This window comes from Ruegeria sp. CDSC045 (genome assembly GCF_059610725.1).
On the sequence record NZ_JBXWOE010000001.1, the window covers coordinates 196,406 to 221,237 of the forward strand.

General features: G+C 57.2%; 22 protein-coding genes. 5 read left to right on the forward strand and 17 right to left on the reverse strand.

Going from position 1 to position 24,832, the window contains the following annotated elements:
• Position 1 precedes the first annotated feature (1 nt).
• The 6 genes from AC2FH6_RS01000 to AC2FH6_RS01025 all read right to left on the reverse strand — a co-directional run bounded on the left by AC2FH6_RS01000 (position 2) and on the right by AC2FH6_RS01025 (position 4,754).
• Entirely contained in the window at positions 2-1,564 is a 1,563-nt protein-coding gene (locus AC2FH6_RS01000; RefSeq protein WP_496700792.1) for an efflux transporter outer membrane subunit, read from the reverse strand.
• 11 nt (positions 1,565-1,575) lie between these two features.
• Positions 1,576-2,721 (reverse strand): HlyD family secretion protein, encoded by a 1,146-nt coding sequence (locus AC2FH6_RS01005; RefSeq protein ID WP_142634305.1) that lies wholly within the window; start codon positions 2,719-2,721, stop codon positions 1,576-1,578.
• A gap of 21 nt (positions 2,722-2,742) precedes the next feature.
• A complete protein-coding gene (locus AC2FH6_RS01010; protein WP_496700794.1) occupies positions 2,743-3,105 on the reverse strand; it encodes a DUF3302 domain-containing protein in 363 nt (120 codons plus the stop codon).
• Between the two features lie 34 nt (positions 3,106-3,139).
• Entirely contained in the window at positions 3,140-3,709 is a 570-nt protein-coding gene (locus AC2FH6_RS01015) for a disulfide bond formation protein B (RefSeq protein ID WP_496700796.1), read from the reverse strand.
• 9 nt (positions 3,710-3,718) lie between these two features.
• Positions 3,719-3,874: a DUF5993 family protein gene (locus AC2FH6_RS01020; protein WP_271946630.1), complete on the reverse strand. Its 156-nt coding sequence runs from the start codon at positions 3,872-3,874 to the stop codon at positions 3,719-3,721.
• 97 nt (positions 3,875-3,971) lie between these two features.
• Positions 3,972-4,754 carry a DeoR/GlpR family DNA-binding transcription regulator gene (locus AC2FH6_RS01025; RefSeq protein WP_271946633.1) on the reverse strand — a complete coding sequence of 261 codons (783 nt, stop codon included), beginning with the start codon at positions 4,752-4,754 and terminating at the stop codon, positions 3,972-3,974.
• 203 nt (positions 4,755-4,957) lie between these two features.
• On the opposite strand from AC2FH6_RS01025, the gene glpD reads away from it, so the two are divergent.
• Positions 4,958-6,535, forward strand: coding sequence for a glycerol-3-phosphate dehydrogenase (glpD, locus tag AC2FH6_RS01030; RefSeq protein ID WP_496700798.1), 1,578 nt, complete (start codon positions 4,958-4,960; stop codon positions 6,533-6,535).
• 37 nt (positions 6,536-6,572) lie between these two features.
• On the opposite strand, the gene AC2FH6_RS01035 is transcribed toward glpD, so the two are convergent.
• From AC2FH6_RS01035 to metG, 3 genes are all read right to left on the reverse strand, one after another.
• Positions 6,573-9,710: an efflux RND transporter permease subunit gene (locus AC2FH6_RS01035; protein WP_496690692.1), complete on the reverse strand. Its 3,138-nt coding sequence runs from the start codon at positions 9,708-9,710 to the stop codon at positions 6,573-6,575.
• Positions 9,711-9,713: 3 nt separating this feature from the next.
• On the reverse strand, positions 9,714-10,892 hold the full coding sequence (locus AC2FH6_RS01040) for an efflux RND transporter periplasmic adaptor subunit (RefSeq protein WP_496700800.1): 1,179 nt from the start codon (positions 10,890-10,892) through the stop codon (positions 9,714-9,716).
• A gap of 289 nt (positions 10,893-11,181) precedes the next feature.
• The gene (metG, locus tag AC2FH6_RS01045) at positions 11,182-12,900 is read right to left on the reverse strand and encodes a methionine--tRNA ligase (RefSeq protein ID WP_496700802.1); all 1,719 of its coding nucleotides are present in this window, start codon (positions 12,898-12,900) and stop codon (positions 11,182-11,184) included.
• A 256-nt stretch (positions 12,901-13,156) separates the two neighbouring features.
• On the opposite strand from metG, the gene AC2FH6_RS01050 reads away from it, so the two are divergent.
• Positions 13,157-13,873 carry an OB-fold-containig protein gene (locus AC2FH6_RS01050; protein ID WP_496700804.1) on the forward strand — a complete coding sequence of 239 codons (717 nt, stop codon included), beginning with the start codon at positions 13,157-13,159 and terminating at the stop codon, positions 13,871-13,873.
• A 34-nt stretch (positions 13,874-13,907) separates the two neighbouring features.
• A complete protein-coding gene (locus AC2FH6_RS01055) occupies positions 13,908-15,578 on the forward strand; it encodes a flotillin family protein (protein WP_496700806.1) in 1,671 nt (556 codons plus the stop codon).
• Between the two features lie 33 nt (positions 15,579-15,611).
• On the opposite strand, the gene AC2FH6_RS01060 is transcribed toward AC2FH6_RS01055, so the two are convergent.
• The 7 genes from AC2FH6_RS01060 to AC2FH6_RS01090 form a co-directional block, all read right to left on the reverse strand.
• Positions 15,612-16,835, reverse strand: coding sequence for an MFS transporter (locus AC2FH6_RS01060; protein ID WP_271946650.1), 1,224 nt, complete (start codon positions 16,833-16,835; stop codon positions 15,612-15,614).
• A 70-nt stretch (positions 16,836-16,905) separates the two neighbouring features.
• Positions 16,906-17,502 carry a YceI family protein gene (locus AC2FH6_RS01065; RefSeq protein WP_496700808.1) on the reverse strand — a complete coding sequence of 199 codons (597 nt, stop codon included), beginning with the start codon at positions 17,500-17,502 and terminating at the stop codon, positions 16,906-16,908.
• Positions 17,499-18,713 carry an MFS transporter gene (locus tag AC2FH6_RS01070; RefSeq protein WP_496695173.1) on the reverse strand — a complete coding sequence of 405 codons (1,215 nt, stop codon included), beginning with the start codon at positions 18,711-18,713 and terminating at the stop codon, positions 17,499-17,501. The genes AC2FH6_RS01065 and AC2FH6_RS01070 overlap by 4 nt, the downstream gene beginning before the upstream one ends.
• A 61-nt stretch (positions 18,714-18,774) precedes the next feature.
• The gene (locus AC2FH6_RS01075) at positions 18,775-19,401 is read right to left on the reverse strand and encodes an ImuA family protein (RefSeq protein WP_496690685.1); all 627 of its coding nucleotides are present in this window, start codon (positions 19,399-19,401) and stop codon (positions 18,775-18,777) included.
• 48 nt (positions 19,402-19,449) lie between these two features.
• The gene (locus tag AC2FH6_RS01080; RefSeq protein ID WP_496700811.1) at positions 19,450-20,031 is read right to left on the reverse strand and encodes a retropepsin-like aspartic protease family protein; all 582 of its coding nucleotides are present in this window, start codon (positions 20,029-20,031) and stop codon (positions 19,450-19,452) included.
• 40 nt (positions 20,032-20,071) lie between these two features.
• Positions 20,072-20,692, reverse strand: coding sequence for a MarC family protein (locus AC2FH6_RS01085; protein ID WP_496700812.1), 621 nt, complete (start codon positions 20,690-20,692; stop codon positions 20,072-20,074).
• On the reverse strand, positions 20,689-22,542 hold the full coding sequence (locus AC2FH6_RS01090) for an ABC-F family ATP-binding cassette domain-containing protein (protein WP_496700814.1): 1,854 nt from the start codon (positions 22,540-22,542) through the stop codon (positions 20,689-20,691). The genes AC2FH6_RS01085 and AC2FH6_RS01090 overlap by 4 nt, the downstream gene beginning before the upstream one ends.
• 106 nt (positions 22,543-22,648) lie before the next feature.
• On the opposite strand from AC2FH6_RS01090, the gene AC2FH6_RS01095 reads away from it, so the two are divergent.
• A complete protein-coding gene (locus AC2FH6_RS01095) occupies positions 22,649-23,851 on the forward strand; it encodes a multidrug effflux MFS transporter (protein WP_496700815.1) in 1,203 nt (400 codons plus the stop codon).
• 116 nt (positions 23,852-23,967) lie between these two features.
• Complete coding sequence (gene ndk / locus AC2FH6_RS01100) at positions 23,968-24,390, forward strand: nucleoside-diphosphate kinase (RefSeq protein ID WP_142634270.1); 423 nt, start codon at positions 23,968-23,970, stop codon at positions 24,388-24,390.
• A 54-nt stretch (positions 24,391-24,444) separates the two neighbouring features.
• Here ndk and AC2FH6_RS01105 read toward each other — a convergent pair whose 3' ends face one another.
• Positions 24,445-24,792, reverse strand: a complete 348-nt coding sequence (locus tag AC2FH6_RS01105; RefSeq protein ID WP_496701505.1) for a TfoX/Sxy family protein — start codon at positions 24,790-24,792, stop codon at positions 24,445-24,447.
• Between the last annotated feature and the right edge of the window lie 40 nt (positions 24,793-24,832).

The window sequence follows — 24,832 nt, forward strand, 5'->3', positions numbered from 1 at the left end:
CTCAGTTCAGGCTGGCTTGGGTCGGAGCCTGTTGCAGCAGGTCTCCCCAATCGGTGCGATAGGCCATTTCAGCCAGCACGGTTTCCGGCAGGAACTCCTGATTTTGCCGGATTTGCCAACCACCGCCTAAACCTTTGTAGACTGCAACCAGATTGCTCGAGACCTGCTGGCGGGCTTCGATCAGGTTGGCCTGTGATCGCAGCAATGCGGTTTGCGTGTTCAGAACGCGGGAATAGCTGGCGATGCCATCCCGGTATTGGTTCACCGCGATCTCGGCAGCTTTGCGTGATGCGGTGACGCTGTTTTGGTAGAATGTCACCTGTTTGCGTGACTGCGCATAGGCGACCATGGCGCTTTCGACCTCGGAATAGGCGGTCAGGACGGTGTTTTGATAGTTCGCAATCAATGCCTGATAAGCTGCGTCCTGGGCGCGGACATTATTCTTGATCCGCCCATAATTCAGCACATTCCAGACCACTCCGGCACTGGCTAGCCCAGTATTGCTGGCGGATGAAAACAGGTTCTGACTGCCCGAGGCCTGCAGGCCGATCGAACCGGACAGGATGAACTGGGGATACAGGTCAGCAATCGCGATCCCAACTTGCGCAGACTGTGTGGCAGCGGCCAGTTCTGCGGCGCGTACATCCGGGCGTCGGCGCAGCAATTCCGCTGGTACTCCAACCGCGACGTTGGATCGGGCGGAAGGGATACGACCGGAATTACCCAGCAACCCGGCCATGCGCGAGGGTGTTGTTCCCAGTAAAACAGCCAAAGCATTCTTGGTCTGTTGAAGATCGCTTTCAATTTCCGGCACCAGCGCCATGGTATTGTTCAGCAGGGCGGTGGCCTCTTGCACATCCAATTCAGTGGTGACGCCGTTGTTGAAACGCAGTTGCGTCAGATCAACCGATTCCTGTTGCAGCTTGATATTCTCTCGTGCCACGAACAGAGTTTCTTGCAGCGCGCGGAAGCTTACATATAACGCTGCTACATCGCCGGTCAGCGTGACCAAAGCGTCATCGTAATTAGCGACCTGAAGTGCCAGATTGGATCGTGCGGCCTGCACACCCCGGCGTTGCTGCCCCCACACATCCAATTCCCATTGAGCGTCGAAGCCAACCTGCGAGGTCGAGAATTCGGTATCCAGAGGGATGATCCGATTGATATCGGAAATCGGCCCGATATTATCGCTGATCTGGCGCCGCTCGATCGAACCTCCGATGGCCTGCGATTGGGGGTAAAGCTCACCAAAGGCAATCCCAAGCTGTGCGCGGGCCTGTAGTACGCGCGCACCGGCCACCTGTAGCGCCAGGTTCTGGGCATAGGCTTCGGCGATCAACCGGTTCAAAGTGGCGTCGTTGAAGGTCTCCCACCATTTTGCCACAGGGGCACTACGCGAGGTGAGGCCGCTGGGACCGACTGAGGGGTTGTTTACCTCGATCCATTCCTTCACGACCGGAGAGTTCGGTCGCACAAAATCAGGACCGACAGGTGCGCATCCCACCAGCAGCGCGGCACACAGGGCTGTGCCCATCAAACTGCGGTTTAGCCTGGCCCGTGTCATACAGCGTGTCCTTAAATGTCCAGTGGTCGGATGAAGTTTGCGAAGGAATAGAGGCGGATATTGATGCGCCGCAGGAACTCAAAGCTTTTGCCCTGGCCGGTATAGATTGCCACCGCGGCGTGTCCACCGGCGGGAAAGACGTGGCCATCTGGAATATCGACCGAAATCTGCACGGCAATATGTCCAGGAATTTTTGGCAGTTCAAATCCGGGCAGGCGGCCTGATGGCAGATATTGACCCTGGCGGGTTGCCCACCAGATTGCCTCGACTTTGCCGGTCAGGATTTCTCCGGGATATAAGTCCAGCGCGACCTCAACCTGTTGCCCGGGTTTCACAAATTTCAGGTTCTGCTGCCGGTAAGTGGCGAGAATATAGGGGTTTTCCTTGGTCACAAAGCTGGCGATTGCGCCCAATCGGATATCACCGACAACCAGACCCGGGCGTGCCTGTTGTGAAACGATCATTCCATCTTCGGGCGCGTAGATCGTAGTATTGTCCAGAAAGTACCGGGCCTTTTCCAACTGAGCCTGAGCTTGAACGATTCCGGTATTGACCCCGTCGATCTGCGAATCCAGCGCCAGCTTTGCCTTTTCCAGATTGGCTTCGGCCTCTTTTATCTTGGCCTGATCTTCCGTGACCTGCTCGTTCCAGCGATCCAGCTCATCCTCGCGGGCACCACCCGCAGGGACAAGGTTTTCATACCGTGCCTGCTGGGTCAGTGCATATGCCAGTTGCGCGTTGGCTCGCTCGACGGCTTCACCCGCGACGATCACATCCTGTTCCAGAATTTTGGCGTTCTGCTGGGCTGCAACCAACTGTGCGGATGCTTCTTCGAATTCAAGCGCAAAGACGGTGTCGTCGAACCGATACAGCGGATCCCCTTTCTTCACCTCTGTATTCGGCTCGACCAGAACCTCGGAAAGGATGGTTGGTTCAGTCAGGCGCGGTACGATCTGTATGGTTGAGCGAACCACGTGGCTGTCGATCGAAAATGGCTGGAAGAACCGCAGCGCAACCATAAAGATCAATAACAGATGAGCACCCACCCAGAAGGAAACGATGCCCCAGGCGATACTGAACTTAAGCCATTGTAGTTTGAAGAAGATCAGCCAGACAAAAATGATGTAGAAAAGCGTAATGCCAAGAGCGACAAACATATTGTGGGACTTCCTTTAGCCTTAGCTTTTTTGTGTTTCGTCCGGGTCCAGCGGATCGCGATATTCTTCAGTCAGTTCACCGCCCAACCGTTTGATATCCTTCCGTATCGCATCGCGTTCATCATCAGGCATACGGCGGATATCGACAGTGGCTGCATCGTGGAAAGCCCACATAAAGGCGTGAATCCAGGGAACGACGGCCAGAAACCCCATCCAGCCCATGATCTTGACTGCCTCGGCATGGGGATGGTTGCGTTTGATTGCGATGCGGCCGGGCAGTCCCATTATGAACAGAAACAGCGCCATTACAGCGGCCAGCAGCAGTATAAGTGCGATAAATGTCAGATAGTCATAATAGCCTAGCGGCTGCCCCAGTAGTCCCATTCCGATGCCTCCATGAGGGAAGGTTTATCCATCCTCAGTTGTTGGTGTCCAGTTCGTCAATCAATTTGTAGCTTGTCGGCGGGTCAGCGCAGATACCTGGTCCACATTCCAACAAGGTCGACCCCGCATTCAGCGCGGCCAGCCCTAGCATCACAAAGAACGCGGTTTTGGCCAGCGTACTGCCCCCGAACCGTGGTTGATCGACATTTGTGTCCTGATATTGACGGTCGAAAAGCAGCATGATTGCCGTGCCCAGCAGGATCAGAAAAAAGCAGATCGCGGCCCATGTGTAATAGTGATACCCAAAAACAGGCGAACCATAGTGGCCGGTACCCGGTACGATATGCAGCAAGATCTGGCGAACGGAAACGCTGATCCCAAACAGTGCCGCAAGCAACATCAACGCATAATACTGCGGCCGGGCTCCGTATAGCAGGTTCAGGCCCAAACCAACGCCCACCGCTACGAACCCGACCCGTTGCAATAAGCAAAGCGGGCAGGGCAGTTCGTTCAGCGCCAGCTGGTATCCGAAGGCCAGCACAAGAACGAGGCTGACCGCCAGGGTTCCCAACGCGTTCAGGGTGCGGGAAAGCTCGGGTGTCATTGTGGCCTCCTACAGCTGAATGGTCAGTTGGCTGGTGGCATGAAACTTCAGCCAATAAACACTTAGGGCCATGGTAATGAAGAACACAACATTGGCCGCTTTGGTTTTTCTATAATAATTCAGCCCCATAGTGGCTGTGAGTAACGCAAATAAAAGCGCGATCATGGCCCGGATCTCCCCCTTGCCGTGCACTGATTGCAATATGTTGTGATACTGTCAGGGCCGGTCGCCTATGACAAGAACCACGTTTGGAATTACGCGTTTAATGCGAATCTCCAGTGGTTCGGCCGCTGTATACGACCCGCGTTCCCCATTCCTTACATTTACGTGCAAGCCCACTTGGAAGAGGTTGATCTGTAAAGAAAACGTCAACTTCGGACATCGAGGCAATACGGGCAGGGGCCGAGCGCTGAAATTTCGAATGATCGGCAACCAGAAAGCTGTGTCTGGCCTGTGCAATGATAGTCTGGCTGACACGGACTTCTTGGAAATCGAAATCCAGAAGATCACCATCGGCGTCCAGTGCGGAACACCCGATTACCGCATAATCGAACTTGAATTGTTCAATCGTTGAATTGGTCAGGTTACCGATCAGACCACCGTCCGACCGGCGCAGAACACCACCGGCGACGACGATCTGGCAGTTCGTGTTTTCCACCAGGATACGCGCGACATTCATGTTATTTGTCACCACCATAAGATCTTTGTGGTTTAGCAACTGATGCGCGACAGCCTCGGTCGATGTACCGATGTTCAAAAAAAGCGATGCACCATCCGGTATGTTGGCAGCGCAAACCTGTGCGATACGGGTCTTGATTTCAGCATTCAGGGCGCGCCGGTCCTCGTAACCGATATTCGAAACGCCGGATCGCAGGACCGCGCCGCCATGAACCCGGTCCAGCTTGCCCAGTTCCGCAAGCTCGGAAAGATCGCGCCGGATCGTTTGGACCGTGACACCAAACTGCAACGCCAGATCCTCGACCATGACGCGACCATTCTGCTTGGCGATTTCTATGATGTCTGACTGGCGGAACGAAAGAGACAAGGGAAGCTCCGGTTATTGGGTTCTTTCGTTTTTGTTCCTTTTTTCGCAATATTGCAACCGGCAGAAATCAAACATCGTTTGGACAACAACAAAAAATCGCTATTCTTGTTCGTTACGCGAAAAAAAACGAAAATCCACATTGACGAACCGAGTATCGAACGGGTTAATTGCCGCACGTTTTCAGCAAAAGGACTGACCTGCAAATGGCACAGCAGACTGGCCAGGTTACTGACCTATTCATCATCGGTGGCGGTATTAACGGTTGCGGGATCGCGCGTGATGCGGCCGGGCGGGGGTTGTCGGTGACATTGGCCGAGATGAACGACTTGGCATCGGCGACGTCCTCTGCCTCGACCAAACTGTTCCATGGCGGCCTGCGGTATCTTGAGTACTTTGAATTCCGACTGGTCCGCGAGGCGCTGATCGAGCGTGAGACCTTGCTGCGGGCAATGCCGCATATCAGTTGGCCGATGCGCTTTGTGCTTCCGTACCACGATGGGATGCGCTTTGACTCGGATACGCCGACATCGCGCCTGCTGAGCATGGTGATGCCCTGGATGCGCGGTCGTCGCCCGGCCTGGCTGATCCGTCTGGGCCTGTTCATGTATGACCACCTCGGGGGGCGGAAAATTCTGCCGGGAACTTCGTCGCTGAATCTACGGTCTGCGCCCGAAGGCGGCCCGCTGCAGAACAGGTTCGAAACTGCCTATGAATATTCCGACTGCTGGATTGAAGATTCCCGTCTGGTGGTTCTGAACGCCCGTGATGCCGAGGCCAGAGGTGCCGAAATTCTGGTCCGGACAGAGGTTCTGTCTGCCGAAAGGGTCGATGACCTGTGGCATGTCACGATCCGCGACAAGCAGAGTGATGAAACGCGCGTCGTCCAGGTCAAGATGCTGATCAATGCCGGTGGCCCTTGGGTCGGGGACATTATTCAGGACAAAATCCACGTGAACTCGCGTGAAGGCGTTCGGCTGGTTCGCGGCAGCCATATCGTGACACGCAGGATGTTCAATCATGACAAATGCTATTTCTTTCAGGGCGAAGACGGGCGCATCATCTTTGCCATTCCCTATGAGAGAGATTTCACCCTTATTGGAACAACTGATCAGGATCACCCAGATCCATCGGTTCCTCCAGTCTGTACTGAGTCTGAACAGGAATATCTGTGTGCATTTGCGTCAAAATATTTTGAGCAGCCTGTGACCCACGAAGACATCGTTTGGACTTATTCCGGTGTGCGCCCTCTGTATGACGATGGGGCCAGCAGCGCAACGGCCGCGACCAGAGACTATACTCTGAAGGTCAATGGGCTTGGCGGCGCTCCGGTTTTGAATGTTTTCGGCGGCAAGATTACGACCTATCGCAGATTGGCCGAAAGTGCGCTTGAGAAAATCGCTGAGTACTTCCCGGATTTGCCCGGTCCATGGACCGCTGGTGTTTCTTTGCCGGGTGGCGATTTCCCCGTTAGCGCAGTGCAAGACCTTATTGCCGGTCTGGAATTCGACTATGCCTTTTTGAATCGCACATGGGCGGAACGGCTGGTGCGCGCCTATGGAACCGAGGCGCGCGCTATTCTGGCCGATGCAAAGACCGCTGAGGATCTGGGGGAAGAGTTCGGGGCGACTCTGACCGAACGCGAAATGGAATGGCTGGTCACCAAGGAATATGTGCGCTGCGCTGAAGATGCCATCTGGCGCAGAAACAAGCTGGGCCTAAGACTTGATGCCGATCAGATCGCTGCCATCCAGCGCTGGATCGAAAAGCGCCTGGCCCATTAAAGAAAAGCCCCGCGTTTTTGGCGGGGCTTTTTTTGATTTATGCGGCTTCTTCCGAAGGGTCGGGGTCGTTCTTTGTCCCTTTGAGCCATTCCCTCAGCCCCTGCATCAGGGCGTAAAGTACCGGCACAAGGATAACGCCAACCAGAGTTGCCGCCAGCATTCCGCCAAAGACGGCGACACCGATGGCCTTCTGGCTAGCCGCACCCGCGCCATTCGCGGCAAGCAACGGTACAACACCCAACAGGAAGGAGAGGGCAGTCATCATCACCGCGCGGAAACGTTGATGGGCGGCTTCGGCTGCAGCATCTTTGATCGAAAGGCCATTGGCACGCTGTTCCATTGCGAATTCAACGATGAGGATACCGTTCTTCGACGCAAGCCCCACCAGCATGATCATCCCGATCTGCGTGTACAGGTTTATGTCGCTGCCCACGATGGCCACCGCCGCAACCGCCCCGAACAGGGCAACAATAACCGATAGAAGAATGGACACCGGCATCGACCAGCTTTCGTATTGCCCCACCAGGAACAAATAAGCGAACAGGACAGCAAGCCCGAGGATAATGATCACAAGGCTGCCGGATGCAAGCTGCTGTTGTGCGGTGCCTGTCCATTCAAACGCGTATCCCGAGGGTAGGGCGTTGGCGGATTCTTCTGTCATCACAGTGATAGCGTCGCCACTGGACAGCCCTGGCGCAGGTACAGCTGTAACTGTTGCCGAACGGAACAGGTTATGCCGTTTTAACAGGACTGGCCCCAACACGTTTTCCACGTCGATCAACGTACCCAATGGAACCATATCGCCCTTGGTCGAGCGCACATACAGGTTCGAAATATCTTCGACCTTGTTCCGATAGCTCCCCTCGGCCTGAATCATCACGCGGTAGACGCGGCCAAACAGGTTGAAATCGTTCACATAGTACGAGCCTAGTTGGGCTTGCATCGTCTGGAAAATCTCAGCAACAGACACTTCCAGGGTTTTCGCTTTCTCACGGTCCAGATCGACAAATAGCTGAGGAACATTGGCCCGGAATGTTGTATAGGCCTGACCAATCTCGGGTCGCTGGTTTGCAGCATAGACGAAGGACCCAACGGCCGAGGCCAGATCCTGAGGCGTACCGCCCCCGACTTGCTGAACCTCCATTTCCACACCGGCTGACATGCCGAGGCCCTGAATCGGTGGCGGGTTGAAGGCCACGATCGAAGCTGCGGATTCGCCATTTGCAATCGCCAGAACCTTGCCCAGAATGGCATCGGCAGACAGGTCGGGATCTTGCCGTTCGTCCCAGTTGTCGAGGTTCACAAAAACGGTCGCTCCATTTGTGGTTGTGCCGTTCAGCAGCGAAAACCCGTTGATCAGAACCGTACTGGCGACCCCCGAGATATCGCGGATCTGGTCGTCGACCCGACCTGCGATAGTCTCGGTGCGTTCCAGCGTTGCCGCATCTGGCAACTGGATGTCCACAAAGAGATAGCCGTTGTCTTCAAGCGGAATAAAACCGCTTGATGTGTTCGACATGATCGTCCCTGTACCCATTGCCAGAACAACGATGACGCCCAGTCCGGCGACTGGCAGAATTAACAGTTTGCGCACAATGACAACATAACCGTCACGCAGCGTTCCGATGAAACGCTCAAACAGGGCCAGAATACCCTTGGGCGGACCCGAGCGTGCGCGCAGAACCAATCCGCAAAGCGCCGGAGACAAGGTCAAAGCGTTGATTGACGAAATCACGACCGCAGTCGAGATGGTGACTGCAAACTGAGAATACAGTCGCCCCGAGATGCCAGGCATAAAGGTTACGGGCACAAAAACGGCCAGCAGAACCAGTGTGGTTGCGATGACGGGTCCGGTGATTTGGCCCATTGCTTTCCGTGTCGCCTCAGGCGGGGACAACCCTTCGTCGGCGATAATGCGTTCAACGTTTTCAACCACCACGATGGCATCATCGACCACGATCCCGATGGCCAGTACAAGCGCGAACAAAGAAATTGTGTTCAGGGACATCCCAAACGCCAGCAGGAACGCGAACGTCCCGATCAGCGAAACAGGAATAGCAACCGCCGGAATGATCGTTGCACGCCAACTGCCCAAAAAGACAAATACGACCGAAATCACCAAAACGAACGTCAGCATCAGGGTGGAAACCACGTCGTTCAGAGATTGTTCCACGAAGTCGGTCGTGTTGAACGGAACCTGATATTCAACATCTGTTGGGAACGAACGCGACAGCCGGTCCAATTCGGCCTGAACACGATCAGAAACAGCCAACGCATTGGCACCGGGGGCTTGATAGATACCGATAACCGTTGCGGGTTCTGCCTGGAAATAGCCCGAAGCCGAGTAGAACTGCGCTCCAAGTTCGGTTCTGGCAATGTCCCTTATGCGTACGATTGCCCCTGCATCACCAGTACGGATGACAATATTGCCAAATTCAGCGGCCGAGGTCAGCCGGCCCTTGGTCTTGATCGTATATTGAAATGTCTGTCCCTCAGGGACCGGAGGCGAGCCTATCGAACCGGCAGACACTTCGATATTCTGTTCTCGGATAGCGTCTATGACATCACCCGGTGAAATCGACAGGGCGGTCATCTTGTCGGGATCCATCCAGATCCGCATTGCATATTCAAGGTTAGTCAGAACATCGGCTTTACCAACACCCTGTACCCGTGCCAACGCATCTTTCAGGTTGATCGAAGCGTAGTTCGACAAGAATACACTGTCATAGGTGCTTTTGGGTGAGGTCAGCGTGACCAGCATCAGCATATTGGTCGATGCCTTCTGCGTAACGACACCCGACGAAGTCACCTCTGACGGAAGCGAAGACATGGCCTGCGCAACGCGGTTCTGCACGTTAACGGATGCAATGTCGGGGTCGGTGCCGACTTCGAAGGTAATATTCAACGAATACGAGCCGTTATCCGAAGAGGTGGACGTCATGTAGATCATGTCATCCACGCCGTTGACCTGCGCCTCGATCGGCGCGGCGACGGTGTTCTCGACCGTTTCGGCATTGGCACCGGTATAGGTGGCGGAAACGCTGACGACCGGTGGCGTAATATCAGGAAACTGGGCGACCGGCAGAACCATATAGCCGATCCCGCCCATGATCGTCAGGACAAGCGAAATAACTAGGGCCAGCTTGGGCCGGCTGATGAACAGGGATGAGAACATCTGTTACTCTCCCGGCTGCTCGGATGCGGTGACAGCATCCACTGCCACACCCGGGCGCACGCGCTGGAGGCCCTCGACGATCACGCTTTCCCCTTCGCGCAGGCCGTCCAGAACGATCACAGCAGTTCCGACATTGTCGCCGGTGGTGATATAGCGCTGTTCGACCATTTGCTTATCGTTAACGACCAGAACGAAATCACCGCGCTGATCACGTGACAAGGCCGCCTGCGGGATCAGAACCTGCAAGGTCGGCTCCAGCGCTTCGATATGAACGCTCAGAAACTGACCATCGAGGATCAGCCGGTCGGCATTTGTGAATTCGGCCCGCATTGCAATCGTTCCAGTTAGCGGGTCGATACGGTTGTCAACGAAAACAATCGAACCTGTTTCGCCCAAGTCCGATCCATTGGGCAGTGTTACATGCACATTCGGGCTTTTGGGGCTTTCGGCCAGCGACGATGCATTCTCGCCATATTGTTCAAGAACCGAGGTAAACTGTTTCTCGTTCAACGAGAAATTCACATACACTGGTGCCTCGCTGACGATATTCACCAATGGTGGGTTGTTCGGGCCGACAACGTCCCCGACGCTGATAGCGACCCGCCCGATACGGCCGGTGAACGGTGCGTGGACCTTAGTATAGCTCAGATCAAGTTCGGCCTGTTGGATTGCGGCTTTCGCGGCTTTGACTTCGGCAATGGCCACAAGTTCGTTGGCACGGGCGATATCCCGTTCGCTTTCCGGAGTGGCATCGCGTTTGTAAAGTTCTTCTTTACGGGCCAGGTCAACTTTGGCGAGCTCAAGATTTGCTTCGGCACGGTCCAGATCGGCATTCCGTGCATCTAGTGTCGCCTGATACAGGTCCGGCTCGATCGTGAACATAAGGTCGCCTTCATTCACCATCGCGCCGTCTTCAACATTCTGACTGTCCAGAAAACCGCTGACCCGGGCGACAATATCGGCCTTGTTCAGCGCCTCAGCTCGACCGATGAAAGTCGCCTCGTCCGTGATTTCTTGTGTGTAGGCCGCTGCGATGGACACTTTCGGCGGTGGGGCGTCACCTTTATCCTGCGCGGCAGCTGGCACCACCAACCCACACAGGGCAAAAGCTGCGGCATACCAAACGGATTTGGCTATGGGGTCATTCGGTCGAAAGCTGAAAAGTGTTGATGCAAGGATCATGGCAGAAGCCCCATTGAAACAAAAACTGAACACAACTCGGGTCGCCGCCAGCGGTCCGAGTCGCCTAAACTCTTCGTGAGGATGGCTGGTTTTGGTAGGTTTCTCAAGCGTGTTAGCCCGTAAGGCAATCGCTTACCCAAGGATATTTTTCTGTAGGGCGGCAGGTTTACGAAAATCGGCCAGGGCTAGTTTCCTGATCTGGCAAGGGCGTTTCCGGCAATCTGGATCAAGCGCAAAATGAAAAAAGGGGGCCGTTAAGCCCCCTGTATTCTTTTCCCGGTCGGGTGTCTTAGGTGCGGACACCTGCAAAACGGTCCTGCCAGTCTTCGCGCTGTTCGTCGGTGATCTTGGCGAACAGAACATCAGGAACGGCAAAGTCGTGGCCTGCGGGCAGGGCGGACAGGGCCGCCGCAACATCGTCAGGCCAAGCAGTATCCAGCGTGTTCATCGCGCTCAGCATACGGGCGGTGGTTTCGGGAATGAACGGCGCACTGAGCACGGCATAGAGCCGGATCAAGTTCAGACCCAGACGCACCTGTACCGCGGCCTGTTCGGGATCTTCCTTGAAGGTCGACCAGGGTGCCGCGGATTGAAGATACTCGTTCCCGGCAACCCAGATTGCGCGCAATTCCTGCGCGGATTTGCGAACTTCCATTGCCTCCATGAACCCTTCATAGGCGCGGACGCGGCGGGTCAGCTCTTCGATCAGGGCCTGCTCGCGGTCCCCATAGGTGCCGCCTTGGGGCACCGCCTCGCCGAATTTTGAGCGGCAGAACTTGGTGATCCGGCTGACGAAGTTGCCCAACACATCGGCCAGATCCTTGTTCACCGATTGCTGGAAGTTCTCCCAGGTGAATTCGCTATCGCTGCTTTCGGGCGCATGGCTCAGCAGCCACCAGCGCCAGTAATCGGCAGGCAGGATGTCCAGCGCCTGATCCATGAACACGCCGCGACCTTGGCTGGTTGAGAACTGGCCGCCGTCATAGTTCAGGTAGTTGAAGGATTTCAGATGGTCGACCATCTTCCACGGCTCACCCGAACCTAGAATGGTCGCCGGGAAGGACAGGGTATGGAACGGCACATTGTCCTTACCCATGAATTGAACATAGCGCACGTCATCGGCACCTTTGTCAGTGCGCCACCAGCGCTCCCACTCGGCATCCGCTTTGCCGGTCGCATCAGCCCATTCCTTGGCGCAGGCGATGTATTCGATCGGCGCGTCGAACCAGACGTAAAAGACCTTGCCTTCCATACCCGGCCAGTCCTGATCGCCTTTCTTGACCGGCACGCCCCAGTCCAGATCGCGGGTGATGCCGCGATCCTGCAGGCCGTCGCCGTCATGTAACCATTTCTTGGCGATCGAGGTGGTCAGGATCGGCCAATCGGTCTTGGAATCGATCCAGGCGTTTAGTTGATCCTTCATCGCGGATTGGCGCAGATACAGGTGTTTGGTCTCACGCACCTCCAGATCGGTTGACCCGGAAATGGCCGAGCGCGGCTCGATCAGGTCGGTCGGATCCAGTTGCTTGGTGCAGTTTTCGCACTGGTCTCCACGTGCACGGTCGTACCCGCAGTTGGGGCAGGTGCCTTCGATATAGCGATCCGGCAGAAACCGTCCATCGGCGTGGGAATAGACCTGCTTCTCGCTCACTTCGCGGATCAGCCCGGCATCTTCCAGCTTGCCCGCGAAATGCTGGGTCAACGCTTTGTTCTGGGCGCTGGACGAGCGGCCAAAGTGATCAAAGCTCAGGCCAAAGCGCTGTGCGATATCGGCCTGCACACCATGCATCTCGGCACAGTAATCAGCGACCGGCTTGCCTGCCTTGGCGGCGGCCAGCTCGGCCGGGGTGCCGTGTTCGTCGGTGGCGCAGAGAAACATGACCTCATTCCCCCGGCCGCGCTGATACCGCGCATATAGGTCGGCGGGCAGTTGCGAGCCGATCAGATTGCCGAGGTGCTTGATCCCGTTGATGTAGGGGATCGCCGAGGTGATGAGAATCCGAGCCATGTTCCGTTTCCACGTATGTAACTGCAGGCTCGTCTATCTTATGTCACAGCCCAGCAAAAGCCCGGCTTTTGCCCGGATGCCACTTTCCGGCCCTAGGCACCGAAAAAACCCCAAAGAACGGATTTCCCGACTGCCGCTGTGTCACCATGTTAATTACCCATAGGTTGAAATATAGAATCACAACCTCTTGAAACTTTGTCATGACTCCCCATATTTACTGCATACCATAGTATACAATTACGGAGACAGCCCACTGATGCTCAGTTTTCTACTCGAGGGTGCATTTGTGCCCTTTACCATTGCGATTGCGCTGTTGTTTGGCCTTTTGGGGCTGGAACTGGTGGCGCTGTTGCTGGGTGGAAGCCTGATGGCGGGTGAGGGCGAGGTTGACCTTGATGTGGTTGACGCTCCGGAATTGGACATTGGTGATTTCGAACTTGATCTGGACGCGGATGTCGATCTGGGTGAGTTCGAGCTGGCCGAGGTCGCGGCGGAAACGCCGGTTGTGGCCTCGGACGGTCCTGCAAGCTGGCTGGGCTTTGGCAAAGTGCCGTTCATGATCTGGCTGGTGGTTCTGCTGGCTGGCTTCGGCCTGTCGGGCATCGGTCTGCAGCTGGGCCTGCGTGATGTGATGGGCTTTGATCTGCCCTCATGGATGGCCGCGATCCCGGCCGGGGCCTTTGGCATCTGGTTTGCGCGTGGCTTTAGCGCGGTCTTTGCCCGCCTGCTGCCGAAAACCGAGACCGAGGCGATGTCTGAACGGATGCTGGCCCGCCGTCGCGGTTTCATCTCGCAAGGGACAGCATCGCGTGGCCGCCCGGCCGAAGTGCGGGTCATGGATCGCTTTGGCAATGCGCATTACCTGCGCGCCGAGCCCCTGCAGGACAAGGATACGCTGGAACAAGGCACCGAAGTGCTTGTCCTGCGCGACCGACGGCAAGACCGGTTCGTTCTGGTCGGCTTGTCAGGCTAACTAAATTTCAAACCCCAATCTTGGAGGATTTTGCATGGGACTTGAACTCCTGATCATTATTGTTGCGACCGTTTTATCGATACTAGTGTTAATTGGATTGGTTTTGAAACGGTTGTACCGACGGACAACCCGCGAGATCAGTCTTGTTAAGACTGGTGCTGGCGGCAAGAAAGTTATTATGGACGGTAGCGCTTGGGTTATCCCCCTTCTGCACGAAGTCAGCCCAGTAAACATGAAAACGCTGCGCCTTGAAGTTCAACGCAGCGCTGAGGCTGCCCTGATCACGAAAGACCGGATGCGTGTCGATGTAGGTGTCGAGTTTTATGTCTCGGTGATGGCTACGGACGAAGGCATCGCGCGTGCTGCACAAACGCTGGGCGACCGTACATTCGATGTCGAGCAACTGCGTGAGATGATCGAAGGCAAACTGATCGACGGTCTGCGTGCCGTGGCCGCGCAGATGACCATGGACGGTCTACACGAAAACCGCGCCGATTTTGTGCAAGAAGTGCAGAATGCCGTGTCCGAAGACCTGCTGAAAAACGGCCTGTCGCTGGAATCGGTCTCGCTGACCGCGCTGGACCAGACACCGTTCGAAGCGCTGGATGAGAACAACGCCTTTAACGCCGTGGGTATGCGTAAGCTGGCCGAGGTTATTGCGACCTCGAAAAAAGAGCGCGCGCAGATCGATGCGGATGCCGAGGTTGAAGTGCGCCGTGCTGCGATGGAAGCCCAGCGTCAGAAGCTGTTGATCGACAAGGACGAAGAGCAGGCCCGCATCGAACAGACGCAACAGATCGAAACCCTGCGCGTGGCGCAAGAGGCTGAGATCGCCGCGCGGACCGAGGATTCTGTACGTGAAACCGAGCGTGCCCGGATTGCCCGTGAAGAAGCCATTCGTGGCGCCGATATCGAGCGCGAGCGTAAAATCCGTGAGGCCGAGATCTCGAAAGAGCGCGAATTAGAGGTTGCCGAGCAAGAGCGTCAGATCATCATCGCGCAGAAATCCGAAGAGGAAAGCCGCGCCCGTGCGTCTGCCGATCTGGCCCGCGCTGAGGCGACCAAAGCGACCGAAGCGGTGGTTACCGCCCGTCAGGTGGCCGAGGCCGAGCGTCAGAAGCAGATCGTGCTGATCGAAGCGACGCGTGAGGCTGAACGTCAGGCCACAGCCATCCGTCTGGCCGCCCAGGCCGAGAAAGAAGCTGCCGCCGACCGCGCCGAAGCCCGCCGTGAAGAGGCGCAAGCCGAAGCGGATGCGCTGAACATCCGCGCCGAGGCCAAGAAGAACGACATGCTGGCCGAAGCGGAAGGTAAGCGCGCGATTGTCGAGGCTGACAATGCCCTGTCCGTTGATCAGATCCGCCTGAAGGTTGATCTGGCCCGGATTGAAGCGATGCCGACGATCATTGCGGAAATGGTCAAACCTGCCGAAAAGATCGACTCGATCAAGATTCATCAGGTTGGCGGGATCGGTGCCGCCGGTGGTGGCGGAGGCGCCAATGGCGACAAGCCGGTGGTGAACCAGGCGCTGGATTCGATCATGGGCATGGCCGTGCAGATGCCCGCGCTGAAAAAGCTGGGCGAAGAGCTGGGCCTGTCGATGGAAAACGGGGTCGGGGGCATCGTCAACGGCGCGCTAGAGCCGACGGTTGATCCGGTGAAAGAGGTCGAAGTTGTCGACAAGGAACCTCACACCGAACACTAAAACGAAAGGGCCGGGATTTTCCCGGCCCTTTTTCTATCGTTCCTCGCGGGATCGTTTCAGCAAGCGCCCGATGGTAAACGAGGTTCGCGGTGAATAGACATAGCTGGTGCGTTCCTCGGGTGTTGGCCGCGACCGCATCCGCGCCAGACCAAAGATGATCAGGAACACGTGGCCAAGTGCCACAAAGGCAAAAAGCGCGCCGGGTCCAAAGGATTGGATCAAAGTGGATGACACGTAAGGCGAGGCAATCGCACCCAGCGCATACCAGAACATCAGCGCGGCAGAGAGCTCGACCCGTTGTTCGGTTGTGGCAAAGTCATTGGCGTGCGCGGATGAAACTGAGAAAATCGGGAAGGTCGTAAAGCCGAACAAACACGCGGCCAGCATGACGCCGACGGTTCCGGTGTTGCCGGCGGCCATGGTCACACCGCAGCTTAGGACGGCGGCAACCGAAAGCCAGATCAGTACCCAGCGCCTGTCGTATTTATCGGCCAGCCATCCCATCGGATATTGCGCCAACGCGCCGCCCAGCACGAAAGACGCCAGGAAAAACGCGATCTGATCGACGCCAAGCCCAACCTCTTGCCCGTAAACAGGGCCGACCATCCGAAAGGACGCCGAGCTTAACGCGGCAACCACCACCCCGGCCACCGCCAGAGGAGAGCTGTTCCAGGCCAGTTTCGGGCGCAAGCGCGGGGCGTCGGGCGTTTCGGGCTGGCTGGCACGGGTCAGTGTTAGCGGCAACAGGGCAGCGCAGCACAGGATCGCCAGCAAGTTATACGAGACATATGATGCTGGTGGCAGAACTGCGATGATCAGCTGGGCGCAGAGGGACGCGCCCATATCGACGATGCGATAGGTGCCCATGGCGCGCCCGCGCGTCTCATTCGTGACTTTTGCGTTCAGCCAAGCCTCGATCACTGTGTAGCACCCGGCGACACAGGCGCCTGACGCGATTCGAAGGGCCGCCCAGATATAAGCGTTGTCCGTCAGGGTGTGCCCCAGCAACCCCATTGCGCCCAAAGCTGTGCAAACGGCAAATGCCCGCGAATGGCCGACGCTTCCCATCAGGCGCGGGGCCCACCAGCATCCCACAAAGAAGCCAACGAAATGGGCCGAGCCCAACAGACCAATTTGCCCGGTGGTGAAATTCAGGGTCAGGCCGGAAATCGCATCCAGCGGGCCAACGCCACCGGTGGACAGTTGAAGCAGAATGACGGAAAGAAATAGGGCGGCAAAGGAAATGATCGTGCGCATGATGGGCTCAGATTGCGATATTTCCAGCGCGGTGCGCGCGGCTTATCGACTTTGTGGCGTCGTTTTTGATCTATCCAGTCTTTTTGATCTTGGCCCGGATATCAAGGCCAACAGTTTCCTTTACGAGGTCGGAATAACCCGAGGCGCCAAATTCGTGACGGTTCAGTGAACCGCTGAGTTGGATGGAGAGGTTATTCAAGTTGTCTCGGGCGCTGCCGGGCGGGCGAAAAATATTGGCGCGCAATGTGATTGGTCGCGTTACACCACGCAAGGTCAGATCTCCTGTGATCTCGGCCCCGTTCGAGATACGTCCACCGTTGCCAAGCTGAATATCGGTCGAGGTGAAATGAATTGTGGGAAATCCTGTGGCGTCCAGAACCCCAGTGCTGAGCATCGGTTTGCGGGCGAAGGGCAGGTTGGTGCGCGCCTTGGCGACGTTTAGCGAGACATCCACCCGGCTGTTGGTCAGGTCGGTCATGTCTATTCGGATATCTGCAGATTGTATCGGCATGGTTCCGGACTGTGTGATGCCGGACAGCTCGAACGTAAAATCTACGGAAGTGCCATTGCGGATCAGTTCATAGGGACGCAACCCGGCCAGAGCCGGGTGCGCAAATGGAAGGGCGGTCAACCCGGACAGTACAGCGCGCCTTGTCAGTTGGGTCATATCATGACCTCCTGCCTGCGGGGCCGTGATCGCCTTAGCAACATCAGCAGGATAGCGATGTTCAGCCCGTTCCAGAGGATGCCATTGATAAAGGCCAGTTGATAATTTCCGGTTAAATCGTAAATCCACCCGGACATCCATCCGCCCAGTGCCATGCCCATGATGGTCATCATCATGACAAAGCCAACGCGTGCTCCGGCCTCTTGCGGGGGCATATATTCACGTACGACGAGCGCATAGCTGGGGACAATGCCGCCCTGCGCCAGACCGAACATGAGGCTGATAATGTAAAGTGAGGCCATCCCGTCATAGGGCAGGAACAGAAATAGGGCGATACATTGCAGGAAAGAGCCGACCAGCAATGTCATCAACCCGCCCAGCTTGTCGGCGACCAACCCCGAGATCACTCGGCTGACCACGCCGCCCAGCAACATCAGCGAGAGCATCTCGGCCCCGACCGCCGGGCCATATCCGAGCCCGACGCAGTAGGACACGATATGGACCTGCGGCATCGACATGGCCACGCAACAGCCGATTCCGGCCAGACCAAGAACGTATTGCAAGCTGCGCGGCGATATTCCCACGCTGCGTGCGTTGATCTGCGCATTGGCGGCGGCGGTCTGATGGGCCTCGATCGGGACTTGCCGGCGCAGCAGCAGAGATAGGGGTATGACAACGAGCAGCGTTATGACCGCCAGCGTCAGATAGACCTGCTGCCATCCCTCACGTGCAAGGATGCCTGACAGAAGCGTTGGCCAGATCGCCCCGGACAGGTAGTTTCCGCTGGCAACCAACGCCACCGCAATCCCGCGGCGTTTCATGAACCAGTGTGAGATATCCGCGATCAGAGGGCCAAAACCAACAGCCGTGCCCAACCCCAACAGCAGATGGGCCAGTGACAAGAGCAGCATATTCGGCGCCCATGTTGCCAACAGATAGCTGACCGCGCTCAGAAGGGCGGCACCGATCAGTGCCTTGGTCACGCCCAACCGATCAACCAGTTGCCCCAGCCACATGTTCCCCAGTGCAAACCCGATCATCGACAAGACATAGGGAAATGAGGCTTCGGCCCGACCGGCGCTGAATTGCGCCTCGATCGCGGGCATCACGACGATTACTGCCCACATGCCCACATTCGCCACCGTAGCGATTGCGAGGGTGATCAGAAGGCGAAGCCAAGAATAGCGGCTGTCATGGATTGGATGGCTCATACCGGAACGCTAGGGTTGGATGTGGCACTTGGCTAGTCACAAGTGCCGTGAGCCGCGTAACTTATTCCCCCCAATACACATCTTGGGCCTTGATCCGCGTCAGGTTCAGCCCGGCATGTGGCTTGGTCTGGGTGGCCTGCCAGCTGACCGGGGGCAGGGCGCGGGCGCGACGGCGAGTCAGGGTCCAGCAGGGAACCCCGGCGTGATGATCCGCAGCCATGTGCCAGCGGGTTTCAACCCCCTGTGCGCCGCCATCGCCAGGGGTCAGTAACAGGCCCAGCGGGGCTGGCCCCATCGTGCCGCCTTGTTCCGCGGCCAGATGCATCCGTCGGACCGGCGTCAGGCCGGGTGCCTCGGGCAGATCGCAGATCACCAGTGGGGTTGCCCCGCTGCGCAACGCTTCTTCCATGCACCACAGCAGGTCCTCGGCATGGTTGGGGCGGGCAAACAGGAACCGAGCAGGATCGGCAAAGGCCATCATCCCGCCTGGGTGCAACTGGCTGGCCTCCCACGCGGGGGAAATCCACAACACCGGCCCCTGTGCCTGACCGGCCAACCACATGGCAAAGCTGCGCCGGGCGGGGCCGCAGGCCTCGTGCACGCGGGCCAGTTGCAGGGTGATCTGCGGATGGAGCTGCAGCCCCGCCATTTGTCGTGCAGGCTTGCGGCCAAGAAGATGTGTGGACATGCTATTACTCTAGCATGTTCTCATTATGTTCTCAATATCGAGAGGGCATCAGCGCGACAGGATCAGACGCCCATCCGCGAACTGGACATTCGAGAACCGGTGCAGGTAATCCATGCCCAGCAAGGACTGATCCAGCGCCCCTTCATTCACCCAGGCCGAGACATTGCGATCCGTGATCGGCCCCAGTTCAAGGCTGTCCAGCCGTATCGGGGCGGTGCGCACCTCGCCATTGGCCGTCAGGGCCCGCCCGAAATAGTTCAGCTGATCGGGGTCAACACCGATGCGTCTTGCATCCGCCTCGTTCAACACAATCTGGCTGGCGCCGGTATCGACCAAAAAGGTGATGGGTTCTCCGTTGACCAGAACCGGTAGATAGTAATGCCCGTCATAGGCGCGCGGCACCTCGATGCTTTCTCCGGTCACGGTCATCTGCGGGGCAGGGCCCACGGTGCTGCGGATATCGCCCCATAGTCCATAGGCGGCAATGATGCCGATAAAAATAAACACCCAGGCCAGAGCCTGTTGCAACGTTTTGTTCAGGCTTTGCCGGTTCTGAGAGATAAACCAGGCCACGACCGCTGCGCCCAACAATCCAAGATAGGCCAGATTTGCAATGCTGTCGCCGTCCATACCGCTACCTTACTGCGTCACTCGAATCCAATATGGGGATTTATGACGCAAATCCAAAGGCTTTTAGCCCATCCAAGATAAACTGAACTGACAAGGCCGCCAGCAGCATGCCCAACAGGCGGGTCAGCACATTCAGCCCGGTCTTGCCCAGAATTCGTGCCACCGCGCCTGAAGACAGGTAGGTGACGAACACCATCGCCACTACGATCAGCATCATTCCGATCACCACGGCCAGACCCTCTATGCCCGGATGCTGCCCGGCCAGCAGGATCATTGTGGCAATCGCGCCGGGTCCTGCAATCAGAGGAATACCCAGCGGAAATACCGAAGGATCAGGATGCTCTTCTTCTTCGGCGCTGTTTTCGCGCCGCTTGGTGCGCCGTTCGAACAGCATGTCCAGCGCTGTGAGGAACAACAGAACGCCGCCCGCAACGCGGAACGCCTCCATCGAGATGCCAATAAAGCTCAGAACCGCCTCGCCGAATGCGGCGAACATGGCCAGAATCCCAGCCGCCGTCAGACAGGCGCGCACCGCTATTGTATAGCGCGCATGTCGATCCATGCCTTGTGTCAGGGCCACAAAGATCGGCGTTTGTGCTGGCGGATCAATGACCACAAGCAATGTTGTAAACGAGGTTATGAGAAAGGCTGTATCCATCATGCTGCGGTCTCTGCCTGTTCCAACCGCTCTGCCGCAACCACCCAAAGCGCCTCGGCTTTTTGCATTGCCTCGACCACCTCAGCAAATTTCCGGTTCCAGGTCGCCAGGTCGTTGATCATGTCGTCTTCATACAAACTGGGGTCCGCCAGTTTGGCCGAGAGCTTTTCGTGCATATCCGTCAATTTCTCGATCCGTTCCTCGCATTTGCGCAGATCGGCGCGCAGGTTCAGAACCGCCTCGCGCGATGGGCGTTTGGGCTTGGCCGTCAGCGGCTTTTCCTTAACAGGTTTGTCGCGGCCCAGCAGTAGGGACCGATAAGATTCCAGATCCCCGTCAAACTGTTTGACGGATCCGTCCGAGACCAGCCAGAGGTGGTCCGCCACCAGCGACAGTAGGTGCATGTCATGACTGACCAGCACCACGGCCCCGGAATAGGCGGTCAATGCCTCAACCAGCGCCTCGCGGCTTTCGATGTCCAGATGGTTGGTCGGTTCGTCCAGAATCAGCATGTGCGGGGCGTCGATGGTGGCAAGCAGCAGCGACAGGCGCGCCTTTTGACCGCCGGACAGCCGCCCGACCTTGGTTTCTGCCTGATCGGCATTCAATCCGAACCCGGCCAAACGCGAGCGCCATTTGCCCGGTGCTTCATTCGGGCGCAATCGGCGGAGATGATCCAAGGGCGTCTCGTCCACATGCAGCTCATCCACCTGATGCTGTGCAAAATAGCCGATGCGCAGCTTGGTGCTGCGGCTCATCTTGCCAGCCATCAACGGCAGACGATCAGACAACAGCTTGGACAGGGTCGATTTGCCCTGACCGTTCTTGCCCAGCAGCGCGATGCGGTCATCCTGATCAATGCGCAGGTTCAGACGGCGCAGCACCTCGGTCTCGCCGTATCCCGTCACACCGCCTTCGATCTGAATGATCGGGGGCGACAGTTCTTCGGGTTCTGGGAAGGAAAAAGCGCGCAGAGCAGCCTCTTGCGGGGTCGAGACCAACTGAATGCGTTCGATCATCTTCAGGCGCGACTGGGCCTGAACTGCTTTGGACGCCTTATAGCGAAAGCGATCCACGAAGCTTTGCAGATGCGCGATGCGCGCCTTCGCCTTGGTGTTTTCCGATTCCGCCTGTGCCAGACGTTCAGCGCGGCGTTCGGCGAATTTGTCGTAAGGCACCGCGTAATAGGTCAGCTTGCGGTCTTCCAGATGCAGGATCGACCCCACAGCGCGGTTCAGCAAGCCGCGGTCATGGCTGATTATGATCACCGTGTGCGGATATTTCGCCAGATAGCTTTCCAGCCACAGCGCGCCTTCCAGATCCAGATAGTTGGTCGGTTCGTCCAGCAGCAACAGATCAGGCTGCGAGAACAGCACCGCTGCTAGCGCGACGCGCATGCGCCAGCCGCCGGAAAAGTCCGAACAGGGTTTCAGTTGATCCTCGTCATCGAACCCCAACCCTTTGAGGATCGAGGCTGCGCGCGCTTCGGCCGACCAGGCGTCTATATCGGCCAGCCGGGTCTGAATATCGGCGATGCGTCCGGGGTCCGTGGCACTATCGGCTTCAGTCATCAACGCGCTGCGCTCGGTATCGGCGGCCAGAACGGTATTGATCAGTGAGGCCTCGGACGAGGGCACCTCTTGCGCCACGCCACCAATACGCGCCCGTTTCGGGACAGTGATACTGCCCGATTCCAGCGCCAGTTCCCCCCTGATCAAGCGAAACAGGGTGGTCTTGCCGGTGCCATTGCGCCCCACTAGCCCAACTTTGTGGCCATCGGGAATGGTTGCATTTGCACCCTCGAATAAGGGGCGGCCTTCAACGGCATATGTGATGTCTGCGATCCGTAACATGTGCTGCTCTTAGCAGAGCCGTAATGCCGCCGCCAGCAGCTTGCATGTTCAACCGACATTCAATGTGTTAGCGCTGTTTTGCCTGAAGTTTTCACACGGTTCCATCATGCATACAGCCCGAACACCTCCGTCGTTGGTCACGCTGGTCTTTGCCACGGCGTTGTCGGTGCTGACGCTGAATATGTTCCTGCCATCGCTGGCGCATATGAGCGTGGACTTTCAGGTGGATTACGGCCTTATGAATCTGGCGGTTGCGGGATATCTGGCGGTTTCTGCTGTGCTGCAACTGATCATGGGTCCTCTGTCGGATCGATATGGGCGCAGGCCGGTCCTGTTGATCTGCATGTCGATCTTCGTGGTCGCATCCATCGGCTGCGTGCTGGCTGGGTCAATCTGGGTGTTTCTGGGTTTTCGCCTCATTCAGGCTGTGGTCGTCGCCGGGTCTGTGCTGTCCAGCGCCTCAATCCGCGACCGCTATCCCCCCAACGAGGCGGCCAGCAAGCTGGGTTATGTCGCAATGGCTATGGCGTTGGCGCCAATGCTGGGGCCGATGCTGGGCGGCGCGTTGGACATGCTGTTCGGCTGGCGCTCGGGGTTTGTTCTGTATTCCGTACTTGGCACCGGTCTGCTGGCTTTGCTGTGGTTTGATATGGGAGAGACCAATATAAACCGCGCCCCAACATTCGCGGCGCAGCTGAAGGAATATCCGCATCTGTTCCGCGCCCGAAGGTTTTGGGGTTATGCCCTATGCGCGGCATTTTCGATCGGCGGCTTTTTCAGTTTTATCACCGGTGCACCGTTGGTTGCAGCTGCTTGGTTTGATCTGAGCCCCGCGATGCTGGGTCTTGGGATCGGCATTATCACCGGCGGGTTCATGGTCGGGAATTTTGTCACTGGCCGATTGGCGGCGCGGACGCAGTTAACAACGATGATCCTGATAGGGCGGAATGTGGCCACGGCAGGGCCGCTTTGCGGGCTGCTTCTGTTTTGGGTCGGGCTTGGTACGGTTTGGGTCTTTTTCGGCTCGGCCATCTGTGTCGGTTTCGGCAATGGACTGACCAACGCCAATGCATCGTCGGGCGTGATGTCGGTTCGTCCCAAACTGGCAGGCAGCGCGGCGGGCCTGTCAGGTGCAATGATCGTTGCGCTGGGGGCGGTTCTGACCACGATCACCGGCGCCTTTGTCAGCCCGGAAAACGGACCCTTTCTTGTGCTTGGCATGATGTGCGGGTGCAGCTTTATCGGCCTTCTGGCCGTGCTCTATGTTCGTAGGATCGACCGTCTGGACCCGTTGCCCGGCACATTGTGACCGGCAAAGCGCCGGAGCAGGGCATCATAACACTTTTCATAAGCTACAGACCATGATACGCGGCCCGCGATGGATTTCGGCGCGGGCCCCGCGCCCTATTTTAAGGAGAGGCCGACATGGCACTGGAACGCACATTCTCGATCATCAAACCCGATGCAACCCGCCGCAACCTGACTGGCAAGATCAACGCCAAGTTTGAAGAGGCCGGTCTGCGCATCGTAGCGCAAAAGCGCATTCACATGACCAAAGCACAAGCTGGCAAGTTCTATGACGTCCATGCCGAGCGCCCGTTCTATGACGAACTGTGCGAATTCATGTCGTCCGAGCCGGTTATTGTACAGGTTCTGGAAGGCGAAGGCGCCATTGCCAAGAACCGCGAAGTCATGGGCGCTACCAACCCCGCAGATGCGGCCCCCGGCACCATCCGCGCCGAGTTCGCTGAATCGGTTGGCGAGAACTCGGTCCACGGTTCAGACGCACCGGAAACCGCAGCGGTTGAGATCGCCTATTTCTTCTCGGGCATCGAACTGGTCGGCTAATCTGTTTTAAGATCAAGCCTATAAAGCCGCTCCCGGGGTCGGGGGCGGCTTTTTCTATGCGGGTTTCAAATCGTCCGAAGATATCCGGACGCCGATCGCATCCAAGTCGGCGATCATCTTCGTTTGCGGCGCAGTGCTGTTGCTGGCTTTGATTGCGTCGAACCTTTGCCGCAGGGCTTTTTTCTCTTCGCCTTTGCAATCGTTCCAGGGGCGGCCTTGCAGCCCCATCACCAAAACATAATAGCCGATGAAATGAGGGCGCGATCCTGCCTGCAAGAGTTTTGCGTAGGCCGCGTCGGGGCCTATCTCGCGCAGTTGCTGGGCCGAGTGGATACCGGCACGCGCGCAAGCCTGTTCATAGGCCGGGCCGAGATTACGGATAGTTGAGATCGGATCAGGCATAATCGACGTTTTAACCGGTGTCAGAATTACTGTCACCCGA

What these genes read in the sequence shown, in the direction of transcription:
- AC2FH6_RS01000 (WP_496700792.1), bottom strand. Translation starts at nt 1,564, where the DNA reads ATGACACGGGCCAGGCTAAACCGCAGTTTGATGGGCACAGCCCTGTGT.
- AC2FH6_RS01005 (WP_142634305.1), bottom strand. Translation starts at nt 2,721, where the DNA reads ATGTTTGTCGCTCTTGGCATTACGCTTTTCTACATCATTTTTGTCTGG.
- AC2FH6_RS01010 (WP_496700794.1), bottom strand. Translation starts at nt 3,105, where the DNA reads ATGGGACTACTGGGGCAGCCGCTAGGCTATTATGACTATCTGACATTT.
- AC2FH6_RS01015 (WP_496700796.1), bottom strand. Translation starts at nt 3,709, where the DNA reads ATGACACCCGAGCTTTCCCGCACCCTGAACGCGTTGGGAACCCTGGCG.
- AC2FH6_RS01020 (WP_271946630.1), bottom strand. Translation starts at nt 3,874, where the DNA reads ATGATCGCGCTTTTATTTGCGTTACTCACAGCCACTATGGGGCTGAAT.
- glpD (WP_496700798.1), top strand. Translation starts at nt 4,958, where the DNA reads ATGGCACAGCAGACTGGCCAGGTTACTGACCTATTCATCATCGGTGGC.
- AC2FH6_RS01035 (WP_496690692.1), bottom strand. Translation starts at nt 9,710, where the DNA reads ATGTTCTCATCCCTGTTCATCAGCCGGCCCAAGCTGGCCCTAGTTATT.
- AC2FH6_RS01040 (WP_496700800.1), bottom strand. Translation starts at nt 10,892, where the DNA reads ATGATCCTTGCATCAACACTTTTCAGCTTTCGACCGAATGACCCCATA.
- metG (WP_496700802.1), bottom strand. Translation starts at nt 12,900, where the DNA reads ATGGCTCGGATTCTCATCACCTCGGCGATCCCCTACATCAACGGGATC.
- AC2FH6_RS01050 (WP_496700804.1), top strand. Translation starts at nt 13,157, where the DNA reads ATGCTCAGTTTTCTACTCGAGGGTGCATTTGTGCCCTTTACCATTGCG.
- AC2FH6_RS01055 (WP_496700806.1), top strand. Translation starts at nt 13,908, where the DNA reads ATGGGACTTGAACTCCTGATCATTATTGTTGCGACCGTTTTATCGATA.
- AC2FH6_RS01060 (WP_271946650.1), bottom strand. Translation starts at nt 16,835, where the DNA reads ATGCGCACGATCATTTCCTTTGCCGCCCTATTTCTTTCCGTCATTCTG.
- AC2FH6_RS01065 (WP_496700808.1), bottom strand. Translation starts at nt 17,502, where the DNA reads ATGACCCAACTGACAAGGCGCGCTGTACTGTCCGGGTTGACCGCCCTT.
- AC2FH6_RS01070 (WP_496695173.1), bottom strand. Translation starts at nt 18,713, where the DNA reads ATGAGCCATCCAATCCATGACAGCCGCTATTCTTGGCTTCGCCTTCTG.
- AC2FH6_RS01075 (WP_496690685.1), bottom strand. Translation starts at nt 19,401, where the DNA reads ATGTCCACACATCTTCTTGGCCGCAAGCCTGCACGACAAATGGCGGGG.
- AC2FH6_RS01080 (WP_496700811.1), bottom strand. Translation starts at nt 20,031, where the DNA reads ATGGACGGCGACAGCATTGCAAATCTGGCCTATCTTGGATTGTTGGGC.
- AC2FH6_RS01085 (WP_496700812.1), bottom strand. Translation starts at nt 20,692, where the DNA reads ATGATGGATACAGCCTTTCTCATAACCTCGTTTACAACATTGCTTGTG.
- AC2FH6_RS01090 (WP_496700814.1), bottom strand. Translation starts at nt 22,542, where the DNA reads ATGTTACGGATCGCAGACATCACATATGCCGTTGAAGGCCGCCCCTTA.
- AC2FH6_RS01095 (WP_496700815.1), top strand. Translation starts at nt 22,649, where the DNA reads ATGCATACAGCCCGAACACCTCCGTCGTTGGTCACGCTGGTCTTTGCC.
- ndk (WP_142634270.1), top strand. Translation starts at nt 23,968, where the DNA reads ATGGCACTGGAACGCACATTCTCGATCATCAAACCCGATGCAACCCGC.
- AC2FH6_RS01105 (WP_496701505.1), bottom strand. Translation starts at nt 24,792, where the DNA reads ATGCCTGATCCGATCTCAACTATCCGTAATCTCGGCCCGGCCTATGAA.